Source organism: Eubacterium ramulus (assembly GCF_003122485.1).
In the GTDB taxonomy this organism is placed as follows: domain Bacteria; phylum Bacillota; class Clostridia; order Lachnospirales; family Lachnospiraceae; genus Eubacterium_I; species Eubacterium_I ramulus_A.
In genome coordinates, this window is the sequence record NZ_JRFU01000145.1 from 1 (window position 1) to 24,023 (window position 24,023).

The window sequence follows — 24,023 nt, forward strand, 5'->3', positions numbered from 1 at the left end:
AATGCGGAAGACAGACGGTCTTGCCATCACTGGTATAGTAAAAGGCATCGCCGCTTACAAAGGAATCTTTGGTAAAATGCATCTTTCCGGAAACATCTGTTTTTAATACCCAGGTACGTGCCGGTTTCTTTCCAGCTTCCGCAGGATCACTGTCAGACTGCTCGGTATAGAACTTGACTGTAAATTCTGCGTTTGCAAGGGAAGCTGCTCCCTGTGGGGAGGCTTTCTTTGTTTCGGCATCCAGCTTTTCAAGCACCAGATTCATGGGATTATTCTGCGGAATATCTGTTACGTTTGCAGCAGAAGTCTGTTCTGCTTTTACGGTGACTTTGTGAGCTTTGGTGTCTACAATGTAGCCTTTGGAAGAAGAGAGCTCTTTTATGGTATAATCGCCTTCCTCCAGTTCGCCGGATCTGGCATACCCGTTTTCATCAGTGGTCAGTTTCTGGATGAGCTTCTCACCCTGATAGATCCCATACACAGCACCCTTTAAGCTGTAATTCGGATTCCCGTCCGATACGCTTCCGTTGGCAGAAGATTTTTTCAGTTCGATCCAGCCGTTTGGAACCTGATACCAGCTTCCGGCAATGGTCTGGCTGCCCTGTCCCGGAACGATGAATGCCCGGAAGCCTTCCGGCGGGTTCGGAAGTCCCTGAATGGCACTGGCTACTTCCAGTGCTTTATCAATATAGGACTGCGGGGCGCCATGGAAAGCTCCGGTGTCAGCGGAATTACCGGCATAGATGTAAGCGACAACCAGATGTCCGATGACATAGCTGTTATCATCACTCCAGCCACTGAAATATTTATCCTTGACGACTTTATCGTAGCCGTAACCGCCGTTTAAGTAGTAGAGCGCTTTTCTGAGCGGGGAGTTCTGGCTTAAAAGGTCATAGGAATAGGAACCAGAGGAAGGTGTTTTCTTCAGTGGTTCCACGCAGTAGGCAGTATTGCTCCCGTCAAAGCTCATGCGGGAGGTAAAATAGCTGCCGTAAGGGATATTGGCACCTGCCTTATAGCTGATGGTGCCGTCGGCTGCATGAACCGGAAAACTGCCGGAAAACAATGCGCCGACTGCGACAAGGACTGCCAGCAGCATAGCCAGCGTCCGTCTGGTATAGGATTTGTATGTCTGTAACATAAGTCTCCTCCTTCTTGAAGTTCAAATGAAAAGGGCAGCGTCAGTGCTGCCAAAAGTTACACAGCCTGTTTCTTCTGTTTCGCAAGGATTTCCAGAAGCTCCTGCCGATCTGTGGTAATCAGCTCCTTTTCCAGATTGGAAGCCTTAAATTCCACAGTGATGTTATTGTTGTTGGTTGAGATCAGACCGTTGCCCCGCTGGAAATGGGTGATGTTCATTACTTCTGTTTCCGATAGATGCAGGATAGTCTTCACCCGCTGTGCCTCTTCATCCTCCATGTTCAGGATAATCTTGGTCTTGCAGTTATTGATGATACCCTTGCCGTACTTCCCGTCATCCAGAGCAAAGAAGTCGTTTAAATCCTGTGTGGCAAAGATGCCGGCTCCGGAGTAAGCACGGATGATCTTGGCAATCTCCAGTACGAATTCCGCTGCAAGCCGGTTGCTGGATGCACCGATGAGCTGCCAGACCTCATCGACAAAGATGGCTTTCTCTTCGGTACGGTTTTCCTTCGCTTTATCCCAGACATAATCCAGGGCAACGAACATGCCGACCGTTAAAAGATCGCTGGAACCGGTCAGTTCGGAGATATCCAGTACCGTATATTTATTGGTCAGGTCCACATTGGTCTGCTGGTTAAAGGAAGAAGCAGAACCGTGAACCAGGCGGTTCAGGATATGAGCCAGACGTTTGGTATCCTCGCTTTCCAGCAGGACATTGTAGACATCCTCCAGAATGGGCATCTTTTTGTACTGCTCCGGATGCTGCGGATCTGTCAGGGATTCATTTTTATGTGTAATCCCTTTTCTGGCATAGGTTTTGATTAGGGCTTCATCCAGAAGCTGCTTCTCCTCATGGGACATATCCGGGATCAGCAGACTGAAGAAGATGTGAAGCCTTTGGATCTTGCCTGCCAGTGCGGAGGCATCTAGTGTCGGTCCGTCCAGCAGTTCATTTACAGAATTGTCTACCTTCCGGATTTCCATGATGTTGATACAGTTCTTACTGGCAGGAGAGATCTGGATAAATTCTCCGCCGACATTCCTTGCAGCCCGGTAAAATTCGTGTCCCTTTAGCGGAGCGATGATGAACACCTGGATGCCTTTTCTTCGCATCCTTAGTGCCATGGTCTGCATGGTGAAGGTCTTTCCTGCTCCCGAACAGCCTAAGATACAGATGTTGCTGTTCTTGTACTGCCTGGAATCAAAGATATCCGCAATGACCAAGGAATTGTTATGCTTGTTTACCCCAAAGAGGATTCCGTTATCATCGCAGATACTGTAGCTGACGAAGGGATAGCAGCTTGCCGCCCCGGAAGTCAGTACGTTCCGCTTGGACAGCTTAAAAAGCTTCTTGTCCAGATTTGCCAGCGGCAGAGAGGATAAAAATCCCTGCTCCTGTAAAAAGTAGCAGGAGTGTAAGTTCATATCCTGCGAGATCAGGAGCTTTTTCATTTCCTGAATCCGCCACTGCAGTTCTTCCAACGTGGAAGCAGTAATGGTGATGAGAAGATTCATGTAATAGAAATCTTCGTTGTTGGCAAGTCCCTGCTTCAGAAAATATCCGGAGCGGATGGCAGAATCCAGATCGTCATAATCAGTGTTGGTATCGGACGCATCCTTTAATTTGGAACGGTTGATACGGATCTGCTGACCGAGACGCTGCTGAATCTTGTCCTTTGGCTGTTTCTGGAGAAAGAAATCAATATCAATCCCTTCCCCGGCATTGACAAGGAGTGACAGCCATCCGGGAGTTACCCGGTTTTTGTAGCCGTCAGACGGCACAAGCAGGTAGGAATGGTAAAGCCCATTGATCTGCACATAATGGGAGTGCTTGAAATCCACACTTTCCGGTGCGAGAAACTCGTTGATCCGGATGTGATCCAGTTCCTCCATGCGATTTTCCTTTGTATAGGCGGACAGTACAGTGCTGATCCGGTCCGGAAGCGGAACCTCCGTACAAAGGGTACGGTTTAACAGTGTGTACAGGACATCTGTGGTAAATTCATCCTCATTGTCATGGGTGACCACTTCATTCCCGCACTGGTACAAAAAGGTTTTGGCAGTCTGTGCCGCTGTCTCAAGAGCAGCAAGAATTTCCCGTTCTTCTTCTTTCCGGTTGATATTAAACGGTTCATATTCAAAAATCAGAAAGAATCGTCTGGAAACCGCTTCTCTGGAACTTAAATGCTGAACGAACTGGATATAATCCCTTTGCAGTTCCTGACAGTGGGGATCTGTTTCCCGTTCCAGCTCCAGCCGGGACTGCTCCAGATGCTTATTGATGTCTGCTTTTTTGGAGATCATCTTGATCTGGAGTTTGACCGGGCTGATCTTTAAGTAACTGATAAAGCTGTAGATAATGCCCTGCTGTTCTCTGGCACTTCGAAGCAGGAAGTTGATTGGTTCAATCTCCAGGATCTTCACGTACCGTCCGTCTGTGGTATAGACGATCCCGTTTGCGATTTTTTCCACCGGAAGATAATCCTCCAAGGTCTGGTCTTTCTTTCGCTTTTTCCGGGAAACGGGGTTTGCCGTGGCAGATGAGGCGTCCTTCTTGGAACCCCCCTTCTTTTTCTGCTCTTTTTTTGCCGCCCGCTTTTCGGAAACTGCCCGTTTTTCTTCCTCCTTTCGTCTCCGGACTTCCGTTTTTTTCTGGATTTTTATCTGTTTCGCCGCCTCTTTTTTCTGTCGGCTGGCTTCTTTCTGCTCCCACTTCAGATAACGGATATCTTCCTTTGCCTGTTTTTTGATGCCCCGCTTGGTGGAGGTATCAAACTGCCGGTGTTCTTTTTTTTTACTTTTTGGCGGGGCTGGTGCGTCCGGTTCAGACTGCGGGGGAGCCGATGCCATTACTTTGGAAGGCTTTGCCATTTTTTCTGCTTTCCGGTGTTTCTTTGTCTTTGGCTCTTTGGAACGTGGTTTCCTGAGTGGCTTTCCTTCCGGAAGACTGTCGGACCTCCAGATTACCCTGCGGTTCACTACAAAACGCAGGGCATTCATCAGAAAGGCAGTGATGCTCTCTCCGCCGATTCCAATCAGGGCTACCATTGCCGCCGGAAGTGCGGTCATGCAGAGAATGATGATGCGGGCAGTCAGGGACAGCGGCAGGTGGAAAACAGGGATACCGATTGCCAGGGAAAGAACAATGCTTTCTATGGCATTGCGGATGTCAAAAGTTCCGTTTAGGATCTTGCCTTTCTCAATGAAGTTGGGCGGGATAAAGGAAACCGGTGTTTCTTCTGGCTGTGTCATGGCTGCACCTCCTTTTTCGTATCTTTCGCATCTTCCGAAGGTGTGGAGGCACTGCCGGATTCTGTGTCCGGAGCTTCCGGGCTGTCAGAAGTATCCGGATACCCGCCTTCTTGCAGGTGTTCGATGTCCTGCGAAGTCAAGGACGGCAGGGAATCATCGGTCTGCTTTTCGTAAACAGTCGTATCTGCAGAGACCTGTACCCCGTCTTCTCCAAATAAAAACACACCCGTCGGGGTGTGGTAGGTAACCGGAAGCGTATCCTGATCGGAAAGTGAAAACATCAGGCAGACGGTTGTTTCGGTAGGGTAGCTGGTTTTTTCCGGCAGGAAGGTGATGCTTGTCTGTTCTTTTTTGACATACTCTTTTAGGTAGACAGGAAACTGCTCTTTGAGAGAAGCAATCTGGCTGTCGGAGAAAAATGCTTTTAAAGCAACAAAATCCAGATATTCCGGCATGGGGGTATCGGAATTTGTTTCTGTTGTTTCCTTTGCCGGTTCCCTGCCTTTGTTTCCGGAAGCTTCTTTTTTCTGGCTTTTCCAGAAACTGGGGAGAACCAGTCCGGCAAGCAGCAGAAACAGCATCAGAAAAATGGAAAGAATCACTTTTGTTCTGTTCATAATGGCTCCTTTATCTTTTGTCGAAGATCCAGTAGGCATTTGCCGTGGCATGGATTTCCGACATCATATCAAATTCACGGTTAATATAGTTCTTTGCGTCACTGTCATTGGGATCATTGACCAGTATCTTGCCGTTTGCCGTAACACCCCGGAGCACGATGAAGTGCCCGCCGCTGGTGAAAAGTCCTGCCCGCTGAGAGGAGATGACCGGACGGCCTTCGGAGAGTGCCTGAAGTACCGTATTGGCATTGCTGGTCTGTGTGACGTTGCCACAGCCGAAATGACTGGCTGCAGCCTGAAAGTAGCTCCAGTAGGTTCCAACTCCCGGCTTATAATAGGAATTCCCGCACCATGCCACCGCATCCGGAGGGGTAATAGTGTTCCCGGTCAGGTAGCTGGCGATCATGGCAAAGCTGGTAGGCCCGCATCCGGAAGATGCGATGGAGCTGCCGCCATAAGGGATGTTCCCGTAATCGGTCTGGAGATAGTGCGGAATCTGCATTCCGTTTGCCGGATAGCTTCCGCCGGTATTGGTAATCTGATAATACCGGAGAACATGCTCCACATATTCCTTGTCCCCATACCGGTCATAATGCCAGTTCGGACGGGCACACATCATATCCGAATAAGCAATGGCGTTTTCTTTGGTATAGCCGCCGTCACGTTCCATTGCCCAGTCGATATAGCCGGAGCCGTAATTGTAACCCTGAAGTGCCAGCTTGATGCGGTCCAGGTCGGTAGGTCCGGTACATCCTGCTTTATCCAGTGCATACTTTAATTCCTGAATCCCACATTCGATGGAATAAGCAGGATCGGTGATGCCGTTGGGGACATGGGGGTATTTCTTATTAAAGCCGCCTTCTGCCGCCTGCATGGGATCGCTTCCACGCCCGCCGCTTTCCTGCATCATGACTGCCATGAGGAGTTCCACATAAGCTTCCATGCCGTATTTCTGTGCGACCTGCTGGATGGTAGCCCGGTAAGCCAGCACCTCATCGCTGACACCTACCGCCATGGCAAGACCGGAAGCGGAGCCGCCAAAGAACATGGTCAGGTTTTCCACATAACTGTCTGCCGTTTTTTTCTGCTTATCGGTCAGATGAAAGACGTGATCTGCAAAGTAGGCATCTCCGGCATAGCTGACCGTGTAGGTATGGCGGGTAAAAGTAACCTTTCTGGGTGGTGCATTTTCCTCTTCTGCCGGAACTTCTACCGTGACCGTTTCTGAAGTAACGTCATAAGAAAAAAGCCCGTCCTCGTTTTCCCGGATCAGGCTTTTGAGTTTGCTGATATTTATATTTTTATAGTCATCCTGGCTGGCACAAAACTGTGCGATGAGCTGGTTCGCATTTACGATGATACTGGAAGCGTAAGGATCGCTGATAGAGGCAGTATCTCCTTCTGGGAGTCTGGAAATTCCCGCATTGATCTTAGCAAGCAGTGCATCATGGCTTTCTTGAAGCACCTCCACGATTGCCTGATTGGAAGCCCGGATATTTTCACTGATTACCGTGTTGCTGGTCAGTGCTCCGGTATTTTCAGTGAGGTCTCCGAAGACGAGTCCCGGAAGCATGACAAGGAACAGCATGGGAAGCATCAGTACACCGCCGACGGCTGCTCCGGTTTTCGCAAGGGTGCGCCTGTGCCGGAATACTGTACCGATGACAGCAAGAGGACTGCCCATCAAGGCTGTTTTTGGCATGTTACATACGCTCCTTTCGCTGTGGGGCTGGCGGCAGTTTCTGGACAATGGATTCATTGTAGGCTACTTTGCCGTTGCCGGAAGTATATGGTGTTTTTTCTACCGTATCCTGTGCATACTGCTTGTACCAGGTGGAACCGTCTACGGACTGCACCGTAGAGTAGGAGCCCTGAGTCGGAGCTGCATACTGGTCGGCATGGTACAGGGCAAAATCCCGGTTCCCGGAACTTCCGGTTTCGGTACCGGTGATCCGTCCGCCGCCGATTTCTACATTATCATAGGAAGAACCGCCGCCCGGCTTGATGCCCATATAGGAAGTAAAGGCTTTCTGTGCGTCTGCGCCCTTGATGGAACCCACCTGACCGTAATTTCCCTGTGCAATGTTGCTGATGACCTGATTGGCAAAGTCTCCGCCTTTGTTCAGGGATGACTGGTAAAGCATGTTCCCGATACTGCTGTGTTCGGTATAACCGGTTGCGGAATTGACCGCTTCCCTTTGTACCTGTCTTCCCACCGCTCCGGCAAGCCCGCCGGATAGGAAGCTTCCTGCGACAGCCGCACTTCCGGGAGAAGAGGCTTTGCGGTAGCCGCCACCACCATGGGAACGCATGGAACCGGTCAGGCTCCGTCCTGCAATCAGAAGTTCAGCCATCATGTTTCCTCCGGTATTGCCGACATTGATGCCAAGCGATGCCAGAAAAGAATCAATTTTCTGGGATACCTTTAAAAAGGCAATGGCACACAGGAACCAGACGAAGACATTTCCGGTTACCGCCTCCTTTCCCTGACTGGCAACTGCCGCTTCCACGTCTGCTTCCGTAAGCTCCGCTGCAAAGACCGGCATGGAGCAAAACAGTACCAGACAGGCAGTTAATACCAGGAATGGTATGAGTTTCTTTCTAAGTTTCATTTTGGTCCTCCTTTCTTATAGGGATAACGGATTGGCAAGGAAGGTGCCGACCATAGAAGTAAACAGCCGCAGGCACCACGCATTCATCAGCAGCAAAAAGAACTGGCCGCCAAGCATCCGGCACCAGCTTTTGAAGATATTTCCGGTTGACTGGCTGGCACCCATGGAAAAAGCTGCCGGGGCTGTGTAGACCAGTACCCCCAGAAGAATATAACGTTCTGCCGCTTCAAAGAGCAGCTTGATGTAGTTCCACGCCAGAATCAGTACCAGAATCAGTGCAATGATGGCTACCGCCCCATTTGCACAGACTCCCAGGATGACTGTGACTACGGAGTTAAAATCCGCAAATTTTAAAGGCGGCAGGTCTTCCGTCAAAATCCAGTTGTACGGTGTTCCTGAAATCTTCAGGAGCAGATCCACAATATCTTTCGCATAGAAGGTGAGAAAGATAAAGAGGAAGGAACGGATGGACAGCTTAATGGGATCTTCCGCTTCGATACCGGCTCCCATAAAGTAATTTTTAAAGAGCTGCCATACCCAGTTTAAGAGGATCAGCCCGATGCCCAGTGCCAGAAAGACCTGATACATGGTCTCGGCTGCAGGAAAGTAGCGAAGAAACGTATCCATGGAACAGCCCAGAGCACCGAGGACTGAAGTGGTGATCAGATCCAGAATGTTCATGACCTGTTCGGCAATCCATTCCACGATTCCGTCAAGTATTCCCATAGTGGCATCTCCTTTCGTCTATCCGTTCCATTTTCCGCCTGCAAAGAACGGGGTGATGTAAGCCATGATAAAGCCAAGCCCGTTTAAGATCGCCCAGGTAATGACGATACGCTTGAGCCATGCACGTGATTCGTCCACGGTTTTTCCGCTTTTGGAAAAATTCATCATCAGAAGGGCAACCGATGCAGTTACAACTGCAGCAATGGTGGAAATGAGGATAATCTGGTTATAGACATCCTTCATGATCTCATTGGCTTTGGTCCAGATGGTAGCGGCAAAAACCGGCTGTGTGTATCCGCAGAGGACTGTGACAGCCAGAAATGCAGCATACAGGCATCTGCCATAATTGACATGCCGTTTTGTGTCCGGCGGAGCGTTTTTCAGTTTGTGTTTCACGTAAAAGTACCTCCTTTTTATAAGAGCGGCAGGAGAATTACCTCCCCTGCCTTTGCTTATGGTTTTCCTGCCTCAAGAAAGGACGCAGCCCGGTCAATGCAGGCTGCGTCCTAAATCAAAGTATGAAATTGTAAAGATCCTCCTATCTTACAGAAAAAACGCAGCTTATTTGCCGCAGGAGAGGCTTCCCATACGGCAGTGCTGCGTTTCGTTCTGCATATAATTTTGACAATATCAATTTTAACATGGGTAAATTACCGCTACAATCGCAGGACTGTGCCAGTTACAGACGATGGAGTGCCAAAAATGTGACCAACGCTAAAAGCGTTATAAATGCAATCCTTATGGATACTGTAAGCGTGATTTGCAACCAATTATACTGGATTTACATGACTAATGCTTTAAGCGTTAGTGAATACTGGAAGGAGGAGGTGTGCGTGTGAAAGGAATGGGAAAGGCAATCCGCAGGTACAGGGAAGAGGCAGGAATTACGCAGGAGAGACTGGCTGAACTGGTGGATATCAGTACCAACCATCTGGGTGCGATTGAGCGGGAAGTGAAAACACCTACGATGGAAACATTTGTAAAGCTGTTGAATGTATTAGGTGCGGAACCGAATGAAGTGCTGAAGGAAGTGATTCCTCTTACCAGAATGGAACATACTTCTGTAGTGGAAGGAAAGCTGGAAAGGCTCACACCGAAGAAGCAGGAAAGCGTGCTTCGGATGCTGGATGTGATAATTGAAGAGATGATGAAATAGAAGCTGTCTGCGAAATTGCCGCAGGCAGTTTTTTTGAAAGCTGTATATGCAATAAAACACATAAAAATATGCGATTTATGATGAAAGTGATTGTAAGATTTGATATAGTAATCCTAAAAGCATTATAAAACTAATTCTTAAAGGATGACTATAATATGAAAAAGGGATATGTGGGATTATTGGCATGTGCGTCAGGAATTCTGATCGGACTGGGAATCAGCCGGCTGGATCTGACAGGTTATCTTGAAAAAACACAGGAGCAGGAATATCACCCGGTAGAAAGAAAGGTGCCTGAATCAGTAGAAAGCAAGCTGAAAGATCCAAAACAGTGCTGGCTGTGTGGAAGCGATGAACGGAGTATGATGGATTATTTCCGGAAGTTTGACGATCTGGGAGTGATCTGTACCAATCACTGGTATGTGATGGATATGCATATCCGGAATCATGATGAGGACGGGAATCTTACCGGCCCGCAGGGAAACGGGCATATGGGTTATACCGGGACAGGAGAAGGCGGCTGCTTTTTCCATACGGAGCAGATGTCGGATTACGGGATTTCCGAAGTATCGGTGGATTACGGGGAAGATAGTATCTTCGATGTGAAAAAAGTACAGAACCATCTGTGTCAGGAATGCCTGGATAAGCTGGTGGAAAGCATGGAGGTATTCTGTGAGGAAACGCAAAAACCCAAGCCCCGTGATCTGGTACTGGTGGATTTTCAGACATTGGAGCTGTACGCCATTCAGGAGCATAATGCGGGATACTTTATCCGGGATTATTATGTGGAAATTGAGTCGGAGGAAGATGGGGTGGAAGTAAAGGCATTTTACTGCCCGAAGCTTAATAACGGGAAAAAGGATGGAGAATAAATTGAGGTTTGCATTGGTGAGGAGTATAATGTAAGTACGTGTTATGTATTGGAAAAACTTGAATTTAGCAGAAAGAAGGATTGTTATGAAATTTATCAATACTAGAAAATTCACATGGATAATTTGTATAATAGGATTTTTGCTTGCTCTTGTAAGTATATTTTTTTTACCGAGTATTATTCCAGTACATTTTGCAAATGGGATTGCGGATGATTATGGAAGAAAAATACAAATATTTTTATTTCCTATATTACAAGTGCTTATCACTTTTTTGACTGGACGAGAAAAAGTAAAATATTGCCTGACACATTCAAAAACTTTCTTAACGGACATTCAGTTTAATTGGATGATAGATGGTGTACTTTTATTGGTAATGTTTGCAGAAATATGGGTTATCTATGCTTCATTTGCATAGAAATACTTGCATAACAATTTACATTTGATTGAGCAGATAAAAATGATTTGAGGTGGTAGCAATGAAAAAGCGATTGGGAATCATAGCCGGAATTTTAGGAATTGTATTGGCAGTCATTGGCATTGTACTGAAGCAGAAAGAAAACACAGCCGTTTCTGTTATTGGTGGTGCGGATGGCCCGACTTCTATTTTCATAGCAGGGAAGTTAAATGGTGATAATTTTATTTTTATGATTGTAGTTGGAATTATTTTATTGATTTTGGCAGGAGTTATTTTTTACAAACGTAAGCATTAAGTTACAGTTTTTTAGACTGTGTATGGCGGAAGAACCGGGAAAGTGTAGATATATCATGGGGATTTTGGAAAAAAATAAAAAAAGTAAGGGTACAGCGTTTGTCTATGATGAGAATAATGATTACTATAAGATGGAAATAAACGGGATTGAATTTGTCTGTGACAGTATACATTCCGATTATGAGAAGCATGCAGTTGAACTGGCACAGGCGTATGAGAAAAGGCTGCCGGATATCGTGGATTATCTTATGCCGGATATAAAGGAGATGTTTGGAATTACAAATCCAGATGTAATAGCAAACTCACTAGGAAAGCCGAGTATAGATTTGGATAGAGGAACACTGACTTATCTGGAGCACACAATGGACAGCCTACATATTATTGAAATGGAATTTGACGGTATCTTCACGGCATTCTATAACTCCTGTATTGATGGATAGGACTTTAGTAACATAGAGCTGCAGTTGTCTACAGCTTTTATCCAGACTTCGGATGTTACAGAGAAGCAATCAGAAATGGATTGATCGATTTCTGAAGCAGTATCCGGTGAAATCCTTGAACATATGAAGGAAAAGTATGTATGTTAATTTTATTTTTATTGTAGACAAAAGATAGGACTGATATGATAAAAGAACAGGTTATTACAAATAGAGGTGGAGTATTTGATGCAGAAAATATTATTACTGGAGGATGACTTGAATCTAAATCGGGGAATTGCCCTGTTACTTTCACGGGAAGGGTATGAGGTTCGTCAGGTTTATACAATAAAGGAAGCAAAAGAAGCATTTCAAAAAGGAGATTATGCTCTTGTTATCAGCGATATTACATTGCCGGATGGTACAGGACTGGATTTTGGAAGGATGGTACGTGCAGGTGGAGATACATATCTTATCTATCTTACGGCTTTGGATCAGGAAATAGATATTGTAAATGGTTATGATACAGGGGCAGATGATTATATTACCAAACCATTTTCACTGATGGCTTTGGTGTCGAAGGTGAACGCATTGATGAGACGGCTTTCTAAGGTACAGGCACAGATTATGTCTTCCGGAGAGATTACGGTGCATATGAAAACGATGCAGGTGTATAAAGGGGATGAACCAGTTACTTTAAGTAAGAAAGAATTCTCTCTGTTGCTGTATCTCTGGGAGAATGCAGGACAGATTGTTTCAAAAAAAAGTATCCTGGAGCATGTATGGGATATAGACGGTCAATTTGTCGATGATAATACGGTTACTGTCAATATAAGCAGACTGAAGAATAAACTTGGAACAGAAGAGATAGCGAATGTGAGAGGACTGGGATATATATGGACCGGAAAGGTAAACAAAAATTAAAACGGTATTTTATCGTATATGTAATCTTTGCAGTATTTTTTACAGTAGGAATGTATCTGATAACAAAGTATGAGGAAAATGCGAAAGCAACGCAGATAGCACTGCTCCTTGCAGAACATCCTGAACTGGAAGGGGAAATAGTTGCAATCTGGGAAAAGTCAGGAACAGTAGATTTTATAAGAGACCGGGACGATCAGAAGATAGAAAGAGTCGTACAGATGCTGGAAGAAACTTATGGTTATCACTCAGGGAGTGGATCTTCAGATGTGGTTATAAGGATTATCTGGGGAATTGGATTACTAGTGGGAGTCATAGTATGTAGCCTGTTCTTGTACCTGGACCGAAGAAAAAACTGGAGCAGATACGGTGATGAGGAACAATTACAGCAATTATATGAATGTCTGCAGGAATTCAGAAAAGGAAAATTCCAAACATATCCTGAAGAAACATCAGAATCGGAACAATGGTTAAAGGTGTGGGAATCTGTAAAGGAGCTGGGGCAATATTTCGAAGATTTGAAGGAACGTCTGGAGCAGGAAGAAAATGGTACGAAGAGTCTGATTACAGATATTTCCCATCAGTTGAAGACTCCGCTTGCATCACTCCGGATGAGTCATGAGCTGGTGGCAGAAAATCGGGTTACAGGAGAAGAACAGAGGGAGTTTCTGGAGCAGGAATCACAGGAACTTACCAAACTGGAACAGCTCTTGAATGAACTGGTAAATCTTTCAAGGCTGGAAACACATATGATCCAGATACATTCGCTTCATGAAAGCCTGAAGAAAACGCTAACAGAGGCTGTCAGTCAGATTTATATGAAGGCAAGAGGAAAAGATATTTCCATTCAGGTGGAGATGGATGATGATATAGTTGTGAACCATGATTCAAAATGGACGGTAGAAGCATTAACGAATATCCTTGAGAATGCAGTCAAATATTCACCGGAACATACAACGATTACAGTGAGGACGCAGGAGCTAGCAAGCAATGTGCTTATTGAAGTAGAAGATGAAGGAATGGGCATTCCTGCGGAGGAACTGCATAAGATCTATCAGAGATTTTACCGGGGAAGGAAAGCAAAGGAACAGGTAAAAGACGGAGCGGGTGTCGGTCTGTATCTTGCCAGAAAGATCATAGAAGAACAGGGGGGGACAATAGCAGCCAAAAGAAAGGCTGAGAAAGGTATGATATTTAAAGTGACACTGCCGCTCATAATAGGAGAATAGTCGGAACCCTTACAAAACTGTTATGGTTGTTGTAAGGGTTTTGTAATGCAGGAATGTTATAGTAGGGGTATGAAATGGAAAGGGGACTTGAAGATATGAGTAGTATTTTAAAAGTAGAAGATCTAGTAAAGTATTATGGAGAAGGCGAGAATCAGGTGAGAGCCGTGGATCATACAAGTTTACAGATAGAGAGAGGCAAGTTTACAGCTATCGTAGGACGTTCCGGCTCCGGAAAATCTACACTTCTGCATCTGATTGGAGGGCTTGACAGACCGGATTCCGGCAAAGTATGGATTGATGGAACCGATATCTATTCTCGAAAAGATGATAAACTGGCACAGTTTCGAAGAAAGAAGATAGGATTTATCTTTCAGGATTTTAATCTGATTCCATCGCTGAATGTGTGGGAGAATATCGTTCTTCCGCTGGGACTTGATAATCGCAAGGTAAAGCCGCGGGAAGTGGAAGATATTCTCAAAAAAATCGGACTGCAGGATAAGAAAGATGCGATGCCGTCTGCTTTGTCTGGTGGACAGAAACAGAGAACTGCGATAGCCAGGGCATTGGTGACAAGACCGGCGATAATTTTGGCGGATGAGCCGACTGGAAACCTTGATTCCCAGACTGAGCTAGAGGTTATGAGCCTATTGAAAAGCTGCGTGTCGGATTTCGGGCAGACGCTTATCATGATTACCCATGATGAAACGATTGCCCAGATGGCGGATGAAATGATTATCATTGAAGATGGCAAGGCGGTGAGAAGATAATGAAGATGACGACCAGAGTTGCATATTGCAATATGCGGCATTATAAGAGCAAAAACATACTGATTGGAATTGCCATTATCCTGACAACATTACTGCTGTTCGTAATCCCATCAATCGGAAAAGATATGGTGGAAGTGAACTTTGCGGTAATCAATAAGATTTATCCAACATGGCATGCCCTTTATCGGAACGTGGACGAGAGTACAGTTATGAAACTGGCGGCACATCATGATGTGAAAACTTACGGACTCCGCAGCGATGCGGGGTACATGAATCTGGAAGATGCGACGGTTTCCATGATGTATATGGACAGAACAGGGATGGAACTTTATAAAGTGAAGCTGAAAGAGGGGCAACTTCCGCAGAAAGAAAATGATATTGTGGTTTCAAAAGGAATACTGGAAGCATTAGGACAGAATGGGAAAATCGGCGACACTATCACAGTACCTTATCAGATTCTGAAAGATGACGGACTGGATTATACGAAGGAGAAAGACTTTCGAATCTGTGGTTTTTTAGCAGATAATGAGAGCAGCAAAGAACAAAAACAATATACATCATTGGTTTCAGAGGCCTTTCTGAAAGCGGAGATACCGGTAGAACAGGTGAAATATCGGTTTTTACTTCAGGTGAATGGACAGAAAGGAAATACGACTGCAGATTATACAGAGACGATACAGAATATTGCCAGACAGTTCGGGATTTCCGAGGATGACATGAATATTAATAAAGAGTATCTTGCAGCAAATTATGTGGATCCGGCTACAATTCCGGTGATTGTAGGAATCATGCTTATTGTTGTATTGGCGGGCATTATCACAATTTATAGTGTTTATTATGTATCTATGAACCAGAGGGTTCGGGAATTTGGAAAGTTAAAGGCAATCGGGGCTACGAAACGGCAGCTTAGACAAATCGTACTAAGAGAGGGAATGGGAGTGGCGTTGTTTGCCATTCCGATAGGACTTTTGATCGGAACAGTTGCTGTGAAAGTTGTACTTCTCCAGTTTGTAGAACATGCAAAGGATTCAAACGTACTTATAACAGAGGCATACAAGGTTGTAGCTAAAGGAGAAGTCCAACTTTATTATTGGTGGATTTATCTGTTGGCAATTGCAGTGACTCTGTGTACAGTGTATCTGTCACTGATGAAGCCTATGCGTATGGCGGCGAAGGTATCAGAAATAGAAGCTATGCGTTACCAGGGAGGCAGTAAGCGACAGAAAAGCAGCAGGAAGGGATATCAATTTCTGAATATCGGACGACTGACCAAGAGAAATCTTGCAGAGAATAAAAAGAAGAGTACTATCACGATTGTATCTATGGCCGTTACCGGAATATTTGTCATGATGGTAGCAACGGTGCTGTCTTGTGCAAATCCGATGGAAAGTGCAAAGAGTTCGATTGTGGGGCAATATGAGATTTCTCCAATTGTGGAATCCGGGAATAAAGAGCATCCTGAATATGAATGGGCGGAGGTTCAAAAGAATAATCCATTAAATGAAGGACTAAAGCAGCAGATAGAGGAGCTTGACGGTGTTGAGCGGGTAGATGTGTTTACCGCGTTGAAGGTATCAGGAGGACCTTTTGAAGAAAAAATTGGAACCGAATTTATCAATGGAGTGCCGGAAGAATACGCAGAAGAGCTGAAAAAAGGAATCACTGAAGGCAATGTCACATACGAGGAATTGAAATCCGGGGATAAAGTGATTCTGGACCGCGCGCTACTTCACTGGTATCCAGATATTAAAGTGGGAGATAAGCTGAAACTCAATATTCATGATGGAGATAATACCTTTCAAAAAGAGATTGAAGTGGCAGCAATTGGTGAATATGGAAGAGGTCTGACAAACTATAACTGTCTTATCATGGCAAAAGAAGGGGCAGAGAAACTTACCATAAATAATTCTTCCAGCTATTTTCAGGTGATTGCAGATAAGGATTATGATGAGGCACTGGAAGCATCTCTACAGGCTATTGTGGATGGATCAGGCAGACTGCAGATGCGTACCTGGAAGAATGAGTACGATACATGGGAAAATGCCATGCAGATGACTAGAGGTGCATGTTATGCATTTATCATCATTCTGGCAGCAATCAGCATTATGAACTTGATTAACACAATGATCAATAGTGTCCATGTGCGAAAAAAGGAGCTTGGCATGATGCAGGCAATCGGAATGTCGGACCGTCAGTTGATGAAGATGCTCCAGTTGGAAGGTATATTCTATACAGTAGGCACTCTTATTATCAGTATCGGAGTGGGAAGTCTTGCAGGATATCCGTTGTTTTTATATGCAAAGCGTACAGGAATGTTTGATATCAGCACATACCATTATCCGGTAACAGCAGCTATTATTATAATTTTAACATTGTTTGTGATACAGATGTTATTGGCAATATTCATTGCAAAGTCAGTAAGGAAAGATTCATTGATAGAGAGAATTCGTTTCAGTGAGTAAGAATATAAATTTCTGATGTTTAATGCAGATACTAATCAATGTCATAATAAAAAGGGGGACTTGATTTCTCAAATCCCCCAGTGTATAATGAACTCAAGAAAGGTATTCAGATGCAAAATCTGATGCCCTCAGTTAAATTTTATATTCTATGTATAAGTCATAGCATCCAAAACTTTCCTAGGGTCGTGGATGCTATTTCTTATTATGTCGATCTATATAAGTCAAAGCCGCAAAAATTACCAATAGTAAAGTCAATACTTCCATTGTATTCATGGGCATCACCCTCCTTGGATACTAGAGGGCAAAATCGAAATGCATCCGTCTTTCCGGTTCAGTAATACCGAATCAGTATAACACGTTACCGTTTTCAGTACAATAAGGTAATGGTCTGAAAAATACTTTATTCTGTCACCTTATGTAGCTGTATCGTGAGTATTTGCTGGACTAATTGGTGCTGTATATGAAAAAAAGCTATTTAAAAATAAGGTGGAAGCCTTATATGGTCTGCTTGATGATGCGGGTGATGATGCCGAGGGCAACATTACGCTCTTCATCAATATGCGTCACCACAAAGGATACCTGATCCTTTTTCCCGACTGTCCGGCTGTCATAGCAGGAGTGGGCAATGGCATTGACACCGATGGAGAGCCGGACAAAGACGGTGCCTTTATGGATGTCTTCCACAGTTCCGGCGTATTTTCCCTGAATCTTACATTTTTTCATGTTTTCCTTGCTGGTGTTGCCTTCCACACTTTTGACATCTGCGTGGACAATGACCTGCTCCGGTGAGTCTGCCCGCACATCCAGGATGCGTACCAGGATGTGATCGCCTACCTGGAAGCGTTCTCTGGCATCACCCATCCAGTCGAAGGACAGGTCTCTGGCAAGAATGGAGGTTTCCACACCGAAAATTTCTGCCCGGACTACCTTTTCCGCAACAGCAATGACTCTTGCCTGCACGATACGGTCTTCATAAACTTTCGGCATTCCGGAAGCATCTTTATCCAGATAGAAGATCTGGCGTTTCTTCAGCATCGCTTCTTTCCGGCTGGCGACAATGCTGCGTGTCTTCGGATCTAATCCCTTAATCAGAAAATCAATCTCACATCCAAGCATATTGTTGAGGATTTTGTTCTGCCGCAGAGCAAGCTCCCCATAATCGTGTGCTTCATCCTGCATGAGATGGATCATCATCTCAGTTACTGGGATGACAGTACGGAAATCCTTGTAGTAAACCACGGCAATGAGGCTGCCGTTTTCTGTTTTCTCGATACCGCCAAGCATTCCGGTTAAGATCCGGCGGGTACGGTAGGCATTCTGGATCTCATGCCAGGTAAGGTCTGAAATGGACTGGGCTGTTTCCAGCTTCGCATCGGAATCCAGAGTTAAAATAGGTGTGTTGGTTGTTTCGTTTGGCATCATAGTGTCTCCTTTCAAATTATGACATGATAGAATCTTTATCTAAAGGAACCATGTCTGTGTGATCCGAATAGTTATCTGCTGAGAAGTCATCCGGGAAATCGTGATAGCCAGGTTCCTGATAAACGCTTTGCTGGTCAAAGTGCGGTTCAGCTTTTTTCTTTTTCTGCTTTCCATAAGAAGCGGTTTTTTTCGGGTGGGAAGCAGGAATAGTTGGAGTGTACGTATATTCTTCACTACATGCTCCTTTTCTCCATTCCGGAATATGTTCGGAAGCCTTCCGGGGAATGAGTTTTTGGGCATCCGGGTGCAGGGTGTAATCGTATTTTTCTACCTGCAGTACCTTCTGACCACGCAGGATAATCAGTGCAGTATCCAGCGGGAGCCGCAGGATCTCATCCGGAGTTAAGAGCTTTCGTTTCCCGATGGATCTGGTCTGGCGGTATTCCGGTGTATAATCGGATACCCTCCAGCTATTTAATTGTTTGGCTTCGCTGCTGACACCAACGGTCACATCACCGGAGCGGTTAGAGATAAATGTAGCAGTTACCTCATCCGTACAGCCTAAAAATAGCTGAGTGTCGCAGTTCCCGATGATTTCCTGCCATTGGTTTAAGGGATACCGGTTCTGCATCTGAGGCAGGTTTTGGAAAATGCAGGAAATACTGAGGTTTCGACTTCGGATCACGGAAATCTTTTTGTTGAGCGATAGGATTGCTCCCGTATTCGCCAGCTCATCAGCCAGGATATGTACCGGAACCGGCAGTTTTCCATCTTCCCCATAGGTGTCTGCATAACGGACCAGTTTGATAAATACGAAGGTCATAAACAGGGAAGAAAGAAAATCAAAAGTGCTGTCTTGATCCGAAGTGATGCAGAAGTATGCACATTTTTCTTTTCCCGGCAGCGTCAGGTTGATCTCATCATAGGAAGTGATCTGGCGGATCAGCTTGTTCTGGAATACCTGAAGTCTGGAACCGAGTCCGATGATGACGCCGGAACGTACCGTGTCACTTGCCTGCTTATAGATGCAGTAGGGGACTTTTGCCGGATGGGAGACCGGAAGCAGGTCAAAGAGGCTGTTCAGTTCTTTTTCCGAACTCATGGTCAGGAGTTTGTATACCTGTCCGATATTCTTTGCCTCCGGTGGGAATCCCTGATCCACATAGAGAATCAGAGCTTTTAATAAGTTCATCTCGGCATTGTCCCAGAAGTGATCGCCTTTGGCAGAACCGGTATTCTGGATGATGACATCAGCAAATACCTGTGCCATGGTTTCCTGTCCGCCAATTTCACCCAGACAATTCCAACTATCCGAGTTTTCCGGGTTTACAAGATTAAAGGATTTCACGATATATCCGGCATTCTCAAGGTAAGTGGCTGTACTTTCGTACAATTCCGATTTTGGATCGGTGATGATGAGGCTTTCCCCGCGGGCAACACACTGGAAGATCATGTTGCGTGCAAAGGCCCGGCTTTTCATGGAACCGCTGGCACCGTAAACGGCAATATTCCGGTTCATGCGGGTATCCTTCGGGAGACAAACGGCTTTTCCGTTCAGTTTTCCAAGAATGGTTCCCTTGTGTTTCTTGACATCATTCGTAAGCTCCAGTACCTGATGCATTTCCTCCAAAGTCATAAAACCGGAAGTCCCATAGGTTCCCTTTGTGGAATAATTCAGGTTCCGGCCCCGGTCTGTTATTTCCCCGTTTCGGTCAAATCCCATACGCATGAGAAGGAAGGTCAGGAGTCCAAAAGCTGCCAGACATAGAAAAATCCCATACAGATTGTACGGGAAAGCAGTCAGGGCATCCAGACAGGCGAGCGGGTGCGGGGAGGGGATCTGCGGGGCAGTTCCGTTTCCGGCAAAATTGCCGGCAGATTCCCAGGTCTGATAGTTGCGGATAAATTGAGCAACATAGCCTCCTGCATAGAGGGTGCAGAAGGTGATCGGAAGCATATAAATGAGCTTCCACCATTTACGGTTCATGTAAAAACCCCCTTTTGAATTTGCAAAGGTCAATACTGGAGAAATGGATTGTGGCAGTTAAGTATTTTTTCAGGACCGGAATCTGAAAATCGAAACAGATCAGGTTCCCGGATCTGCCGTATACATTTAAGCCGGTATTGAACCGGTTGATTCGCTGCATGTCAAAATCATAAGCAAGAAGGATGGGGTTCCCGGAAGCATCCGTGGCATCATGTTCCAGTGGAATTGAATCGCTGCGGCAGCCCAGATCGGACAGCAGGAGGTTGTCCAGCTTTTCCATGATCTCAGGGTGAACCAGCAGTTTTAAAAGCACTTCCCCTTCCGGAGTATTGGGAAGGTAATGGAAATGCTCGAAGGAGGTGTCCAGCATAAACAGGCTCTTTTTGTAGCCTCCGGTACTGGTAAACAGCCGGAAAGCCATTTCCATGTCGGTTCCGGTCATGATTGCCCGGATCTGTGGATGTCCGTTGTAAGGGTAGCCTTGCAGGTAATGCTGCAGGAAGGCGTTTAAGCGGACTTCCGTTCGATATTCCCATTTCAGGACTCCGTTTCCCGTGTTATAAAGGACATAGACACATTGCGGTGCCATCAGGATGCCCATGCTGCGGGAGTTCCTAATCTTCGTGGTCTCCGGGCCCAATTCCTTAATTTCTCTGGAAGCGTAAAAAAGAGGAAGGCTTCGCATACCGATGGAACCAGCTTCGCGGTGATTACAGAAGATGTCAGGTTTTACATCCGGATAAAAGGGAATCCCGGCATGAAGGAGTGTCAGATACGTTTCGGCTTTCTGATGTAAGCGGATACGTCGGGATACTTCACTTCGGATGAGGTTCGTCTCGGTATTGCCGGTCAGATAGCACTGGAAGCGTAGCGGCGAGACAGATAACAGCATCTCTTTCGCAGCTTTTGTAAGACGGTAGCCTCTGAGAGCATCCCGGTAGTGGGTACGGATGAGGTGTTCCGCCTTCAAATCCGTAATGAGTTTTTCCGCATAGGAGGCACTTGGGATGAGTCTGTTTAGCTGGTCTGCGGGAAATTCCCCGCACATCCCTATCATTTCCAGTAAGCGGTATTTCGTAGTGTCAGGTCTTATCAAATAAGCATCACCTCAATTCAGTTCTTACCCATGCAAGCCTATACTTGGGTAAATCTCCGGTGGTTTGGAGATAAAAAAAGCAAGAAAACAAAGTTCCCTGCGGTGGTTCTTACCGATGTCGGATTTCTGCCTGAGAAGTCAGGAGATTTTCCGACATGCTTTCGTGATGATTTTTCTGGTTCTGCAGCCATTTCGGAAAGTCAGCTTTTTCCATAACCGATACCAGTGTACAGTCCTTTAAGCCAAGCTGTGTCGTGTAGTAGGAATCACAGAAAAAGCCGCTGTCATCTGTCAGAACATAAGTACAAAGTGTATCCAGAATCTGTTTAAACTCCAGATTGTCATAATCCCGGATACGTCTTTGAGGAAGTTCCCTGTCATATATTTGACTGAAACATATCACGCAGTCACGATAGAGGGGCAGGGCATTTTGTTTTACATACTCCCGAAGCATATAATTAAGCGGTTCATGGAGAAATGCAGTGTTTGTGTGGACTCTTCGTTTCGGAAGCAGTCCGGGAAGCGTAATGGTGAGAATCCCCTGCTGTTCTGCAATCCGCATTCCCTGTGCATCTGCCGCTTTGGGAAGATAAGCTGCTTGATTTGGGGAGAGAGCCGGACAGACAAGGTTACGCATCTGGCAGGCAATCCGCTCCGCCCGAAGAGCAGCACTGACGCTCAGTTCCTCAAAATTTTTATCATAATTCTGGATATCAGTGACCTTCAGAGCGTAAACGGTATTCGTCAGTTTTTGCAGCTCCCCTTCCAGTTTTTCAAGCCGCTGGTAAATGGTTGGTGTATTTTGCGTCATAATAACCTACTTTCTCATGTAGTAACTGACAGCACCGGATTCATTTACAAGGCAGTAAGCGGCTACATCATCAATGGTGATTTTGGCAGCCTGGCTTTCGGATTCTAAGACAATCAGGCGTTTGGAACCATGTGATGGGATACTTTCCATCACATGATTGATCAGAGCCTCCTGTTCTTCACCGATATAGATGATTTCGTATTGTTCATCTTGCGAAAAGAAATTGAGCTTGATTGGAAATTCGCCACTGGTGTGGTATACAACACCTTTCTTAAAATCCAGCAGTACCCAGAAGCATGTAATTATAGCATAGTCAGGATTCTCAGCAGACTGCTGGCTGTCACAAAGAAGGTCATGCTCTTTATCGTAAATGATGCGCCCTTGTTTGATGAGGCTGGTAATCAATGACTTGATAGACTGCTCATGTCGGGAGAAAAGTTGTAAAACCTGGTCATACCTCAGAGTATGGTAAGTGGTAATGAACCGTAAGAGCTTGGCTCCCTCTCCTTGATAGATTTCGTTCCTTGTTTTCATGATTGACTCCCTTCTATATATAATAGGAAACTTTATACATATGGCTGTACGTACAGGATACGTTTGGTATTGTAAGTATAGTGTACGTACAAAGTACATAGAACCTGCTGTCAGCGATTGAATTTACAGGTACAAAAAAAGCACCATCTATGGGTGCTGGAAATAAGGAAAACTATAAGCAATACCTATTGTAGCATGGGTAATTTTACGCTTCAATCGCAGAAGCAGGTCATTTCTGTGCCATTTTCACTGGTTGGCATAAAAAAAGCAGGAAACCATTTTGATTCCCTGCATGGTGTATTGTTGTGCTTTTGTGTAGTTCTAATGATTACTTGTCTTTATAAAATGCTTCGAAAGCTTGTGCGAAGAATTCGGCTGTACCATTGCCGTATTTTTCATCTATCATAGGTTTGATTTTTTCATTACGGTAATATTGAGCCTGTGCAACCATCAGACCGTGTTCTTTCTTTATCTGTGAAAGTTGTTTCATAAGAAAACCGTATTCGGAAACAAGTTCTCTTACTTCAGAAGAATCTGGTGAACATACTTTTTTAGCTGCTAATTTGTATAAAAGATTGTCAAATTGTTGGTTGTAACTTTCTGCAGCCTCTTTGCTAATAGGATTGTTGGCAACAGACAGGAATTGCTCTTTTCCTCCATACCACTCAACAACTTTAGCATAGCCTTTCTGCATTTCTTCTGATGAAACTGTCTTAATATAATGCTTTTTCCATTCTTCAATGCTTCCAAACTCTTTTACAGCAAGTTCTTTCATATTGTCAGGCATATGTTCAAACATAGTTTGGAACATTTCTTCAACTTCCGTTTTACTAAAAATCGCAAAATCCATTTTATTCTCTCCTTTCAGGATATCATCAATGCTGGCAATCAGATGTTCCATACGTTCTTTCTTTGCTACCAACATTTTTCTCTGCATTTGCAAGATCTGGTTCCTTTCAAGAGCAGGATTCTCCAGAACAGCTTTGATTTCTTTCAAAGGAATGTCAAACTCACGGAAAAACAGAATCTGCTGTAATATTTCCAATGCCCTATCGTCATAAAGCCGGTATCCCGCATCACTTTTTTGTGTTGGTTTTAAAAGCCCGATTTCATCGTAATAGTGAAGCGTGCGAACGCTGATACCTGTAAGTTCTGATATTTCTTTGACTGTCCTCATAGTTGCTGACCTCCTGTTCCTGATAAGATAACTGTACGCTATGACGTTCCGTGAGAGTCAATATATATTTTGCATTTTTTAGTATAACATTTTTATGATATTACGAAAAGCCGAGGA

The 24,023-nt window shown here is 45.1% G+C and carries 22 protein-coding genes; 9 read left to right on the forward strand and 13 right to left on the reverse strand.

Annotated features, from left to right (window positions below; translation table 11 throughout):
• The 7 genes from LG34_RS12450 to LG34_RS12480 all read right to left on the reverse strand — a co-directional run.
• A partial coding sequence (locus LG34_RS12450; RefSeq protein WP_242979899.1) for a prealbumin-like fold domain-containing protein occupies positions 1–1,141 on the reverse strand: 1,141 nt, incomplete at its 3' end.
• A gap of 56 nt (positions 1,142–1,197) precedes the next feature.
• Positions 1,198–4,395, reverse strand: a complete 3,198-nt coding sequence (locus LG34_RS12455) for an ATP-binding protein (protein ID WP_109216358.1) — start codon at positions 4,393–4,395, stop codon at positions 1,198–1,200.
• The gene (locus LG34_RS12460) at positions 4,392–5,012 is read right to left on the reverse strand and encodes a DUF5038 domain-containing protein (RefSeq protein WP_181369366.1); all 621 of its coding nucleotides are present in this window, start codon (positions 5,010–5,012) and stop codon (positions 4,392–4,394) included. Before LG34_RS12460 ends, LG34_RS12455 begins: the two co-directional genes overlap by 4 nt.
• Before the next feature lie 10 nt (positions 5,013–5,022).
• A complete protein-coding gene (locus tag LG34_RS12465; RefSeq protein WP_109216360.1) occupies positions 5,023–6,714 on the reverse strand; it encodes a lysozyme family protein in 1,692 nt (563 codons plus the stop codon).
• 1 nt (position 6,715) lies between these two features.
• Complete coding sequence (locus LG34_RS12470) at positions 6,716–7,624, reverse strand: hypothetical protein (RefSeq protein ID WP_109216361.1); 909 nt, start codon at positions 7,622–7,624, stop codon at positions 6,716–6,718.
• A 15-nt stretch (positions 7,625–7,639) separates the two neighbouring features.
• On the reverse strand, positions 7,640–8,350 hold the full coding sequence (locus LG34_RS12475; protein WP_005333522.1) for a hypothetical protein: 711 nt from the start codon (positions 8,348–8,350) through the stop codon (positions 7,640–7,642).
• Between the two features lie 18 nt (positions 8,351–8,368).
• Entirely contained in the window at positions 8,369–8,746 is a 378-nt protein-coding gene (locus tag LG34_RS12480; protein ID WP_005333524.1) for a hypothetical protein, read from the reverse strand.
• A gap of 448 nt (positions 8,747–9,194) precedes the next feature.
• Here LG34_RS12480 and LG34_RS12490 point away from each other — a divergent pair, with 448 nt between their 5' ends.
• The 9 genes from LG34_RS12490 to LG34_RS12530 all read left to right on the forward strand — a co-directional run bounded on the left by LG34_RS12490 (position 9,195) and on the right by LG34_RS12530 (position 16,879).
• Complete coding sequence (locus LG34_RS12490; protein ID WP_179960461.1) at positions 9,195–9,506, forward strand: helix-turn-helix domain-containing protein; 312 nt, start codon at positions 9,195–9,197, stop codon at positions 9,504–9,506.
• Positions 9,507–9,661: 155 nt separating this feature from the next.
• The gene (locus LG34_RS12495) at positions 9,662–10,375 is read left to right on the forward strand and encodes a hypothetical protein (RefSeq protein WP_005333529.1); all 714 of its coding nucleotides are present in this window, start codon (positions 9,662–9,664) and stop codon (positions 10,373–10,375) included.
• A gap of 85 nt (positions 10,376–10,460) precedes the next feature.
• Positions 10,461–10,790, forward strand: a complete 330-nt coding sequence (locus tag LG34_RS12500) for a DUF1648 domain-containing protein (protein ID WP_022415592.1) — start codon at positions 10,461–10,463, stop codon at positions 10,788–10,790.
• 61 nt (positions 10,791–10,851) lie between these two features.
• Complete coding sequence (locus LG34_RS12505) at positions 10,852–11,085, forward strand: LPXTG cell wall anchor domain-containing protein (protein ID WP_005333531.1); 234 nt, start codon at positions 10,852–10,854, stop codon at positions 11,083–11,085.
• A gap of 55 nt (positions 11,086–11,140) precedes the next feature.
• On the forward strand, positions 11,141–11,524 hold the full coding sequence (locus tag LG34_RS12510; protein ID WP_226850873.1) for a hypothetical protein: 384 nt from the start codon (positions 11,141–11,143) through the stop codon (positions 11,522–11,524).
• 225 nt (positions 11,525–11,749) lie between these two features.
• Entirely contained in the window at positions 11,750–12,424 is a 675-nt protein-coding gene (locus tag LG34_RS12515) for a response regulator transcription factor (RefSeq protein ID WP_109216362.1), read from the forward strand.
• The gene (locus LG34_RS12520; RefSeq protein WP_005333534.1) at positions 12,397–13,650 is read left to right on the forward strand and encodes a sensor histidine kinase; all 1,254 of its coding nucleotides are present in this window, start codon (positions 12,397–12,399) and stop codon (positions 13,648–13,650) included. Before LG34_RS12515 ends, LG34_RS12520 begins: the two co-directional genes overlap by 28 nt.
• A 95-nt stretch (positions 13,651–13,745) precedes the next feature.
• Positions 13,746–14,417: an ABC transporter ATP-binding protein gene (locus LG34_RS12525; protein ID WP_172676439.1), complete on the forward strand. Its 672-nt coding sequence runs from the start codon at positions 13,746–13,748 to the stop codon at positions 14,415–14,417.
• 5 nt (positions 14,418–14,422) lie between these two features.
• Entirely contained in the window at positions 14,423–16,879 is a 2,457-nt protein-coding gene (locus tag LG34_RS12530) for an ABC transporter permease (protein ID WP_242979900.1), read from the forward strand.
• A 495-nt stretch (positions 16,880–17,374) separates the two neighbouring features.
• Here the strand turns inward: LG34_RS12530 and LG34_RS12535 are convergent, their stop codons facing one another.
• The 6 genes from LG34_RS12535 to LG34_RS12560 form a co-directional block, all read right to left on the reverse strand.
• Positions 17,375–18,298: a S1 RNA-binding domain-containing protein gene (locus LG34_RS12535; RefSeq protein ID WP_023921587.1), complete on the reverse strand. Its 924-nt coding sequence runs from the start codon at positions 18,296–18,298 to the stop codon at positions 17,375–17,377.
• 19 nt (positions 18,299–18,317) lie between these two features.
• Positions 18,318–20,288, reverse strand: a complete 1,971-nt coding sequence (locus tag LG34_RS12540) for a VirD4-like conjugal transfer protein, CD1115 family (RefSeq protein ID WP_022415647.1) — start codon at positions 20,286–20,288, stop codon at positions 18,318–18,320.
• Positions 20,278–21,384: a hypothetical protein gene (locus LG34_RS12545; protein WP_022415648.1), complete on the reverse strand. Its 1,107-nt coding sequence runs from the start codon at positions 21,382–21,384 to the stop codon at positions 20,278–20,280. Before LG34_RS12545 ends, LG34_RS12540 begins: the two co-directional genes overlap by 11 nt.
• A 109-nt stretch (positions 21,385–21,493) precedes the next feature.
• Positions 21,494–22,195, reverse strand: a complete 702-nt coding sequence (locus LG34_RS12550; protein ID WP_005333541.1) for a DUF6100 family protein — start codon at positions 22,193–22,195, stop codon at positions 21,494–21,496.
• Positions 22,196–22,201: 6 nt separating this feature from the next.
• Positions 22,202–22,729 carry a DUF5697 family protein gene (locus tag LG34_RS12555; protein ID WP_005333543.1) on the reverse strand — a complete coding sequence of 176 codons (528 nt, stop codon included), beginning with the start codon at positions 22,727–22,729 and terminating at the stop codon, positions 22,202–22,204.
• A gap of 328 nt (positions 22,730–23,057) precedes the next feature.
• Entirely contained in the window at positions 23,058–23,906 is an 849-nt protein-coding gene (locus LG34_RS12560; RefSeq protein ID WP_005333545.1) for a MerR family transcriptional regulator, read from the reverse strand.
• Positions 23,907–24,023 lie beyond the last annotated feature (117 nt).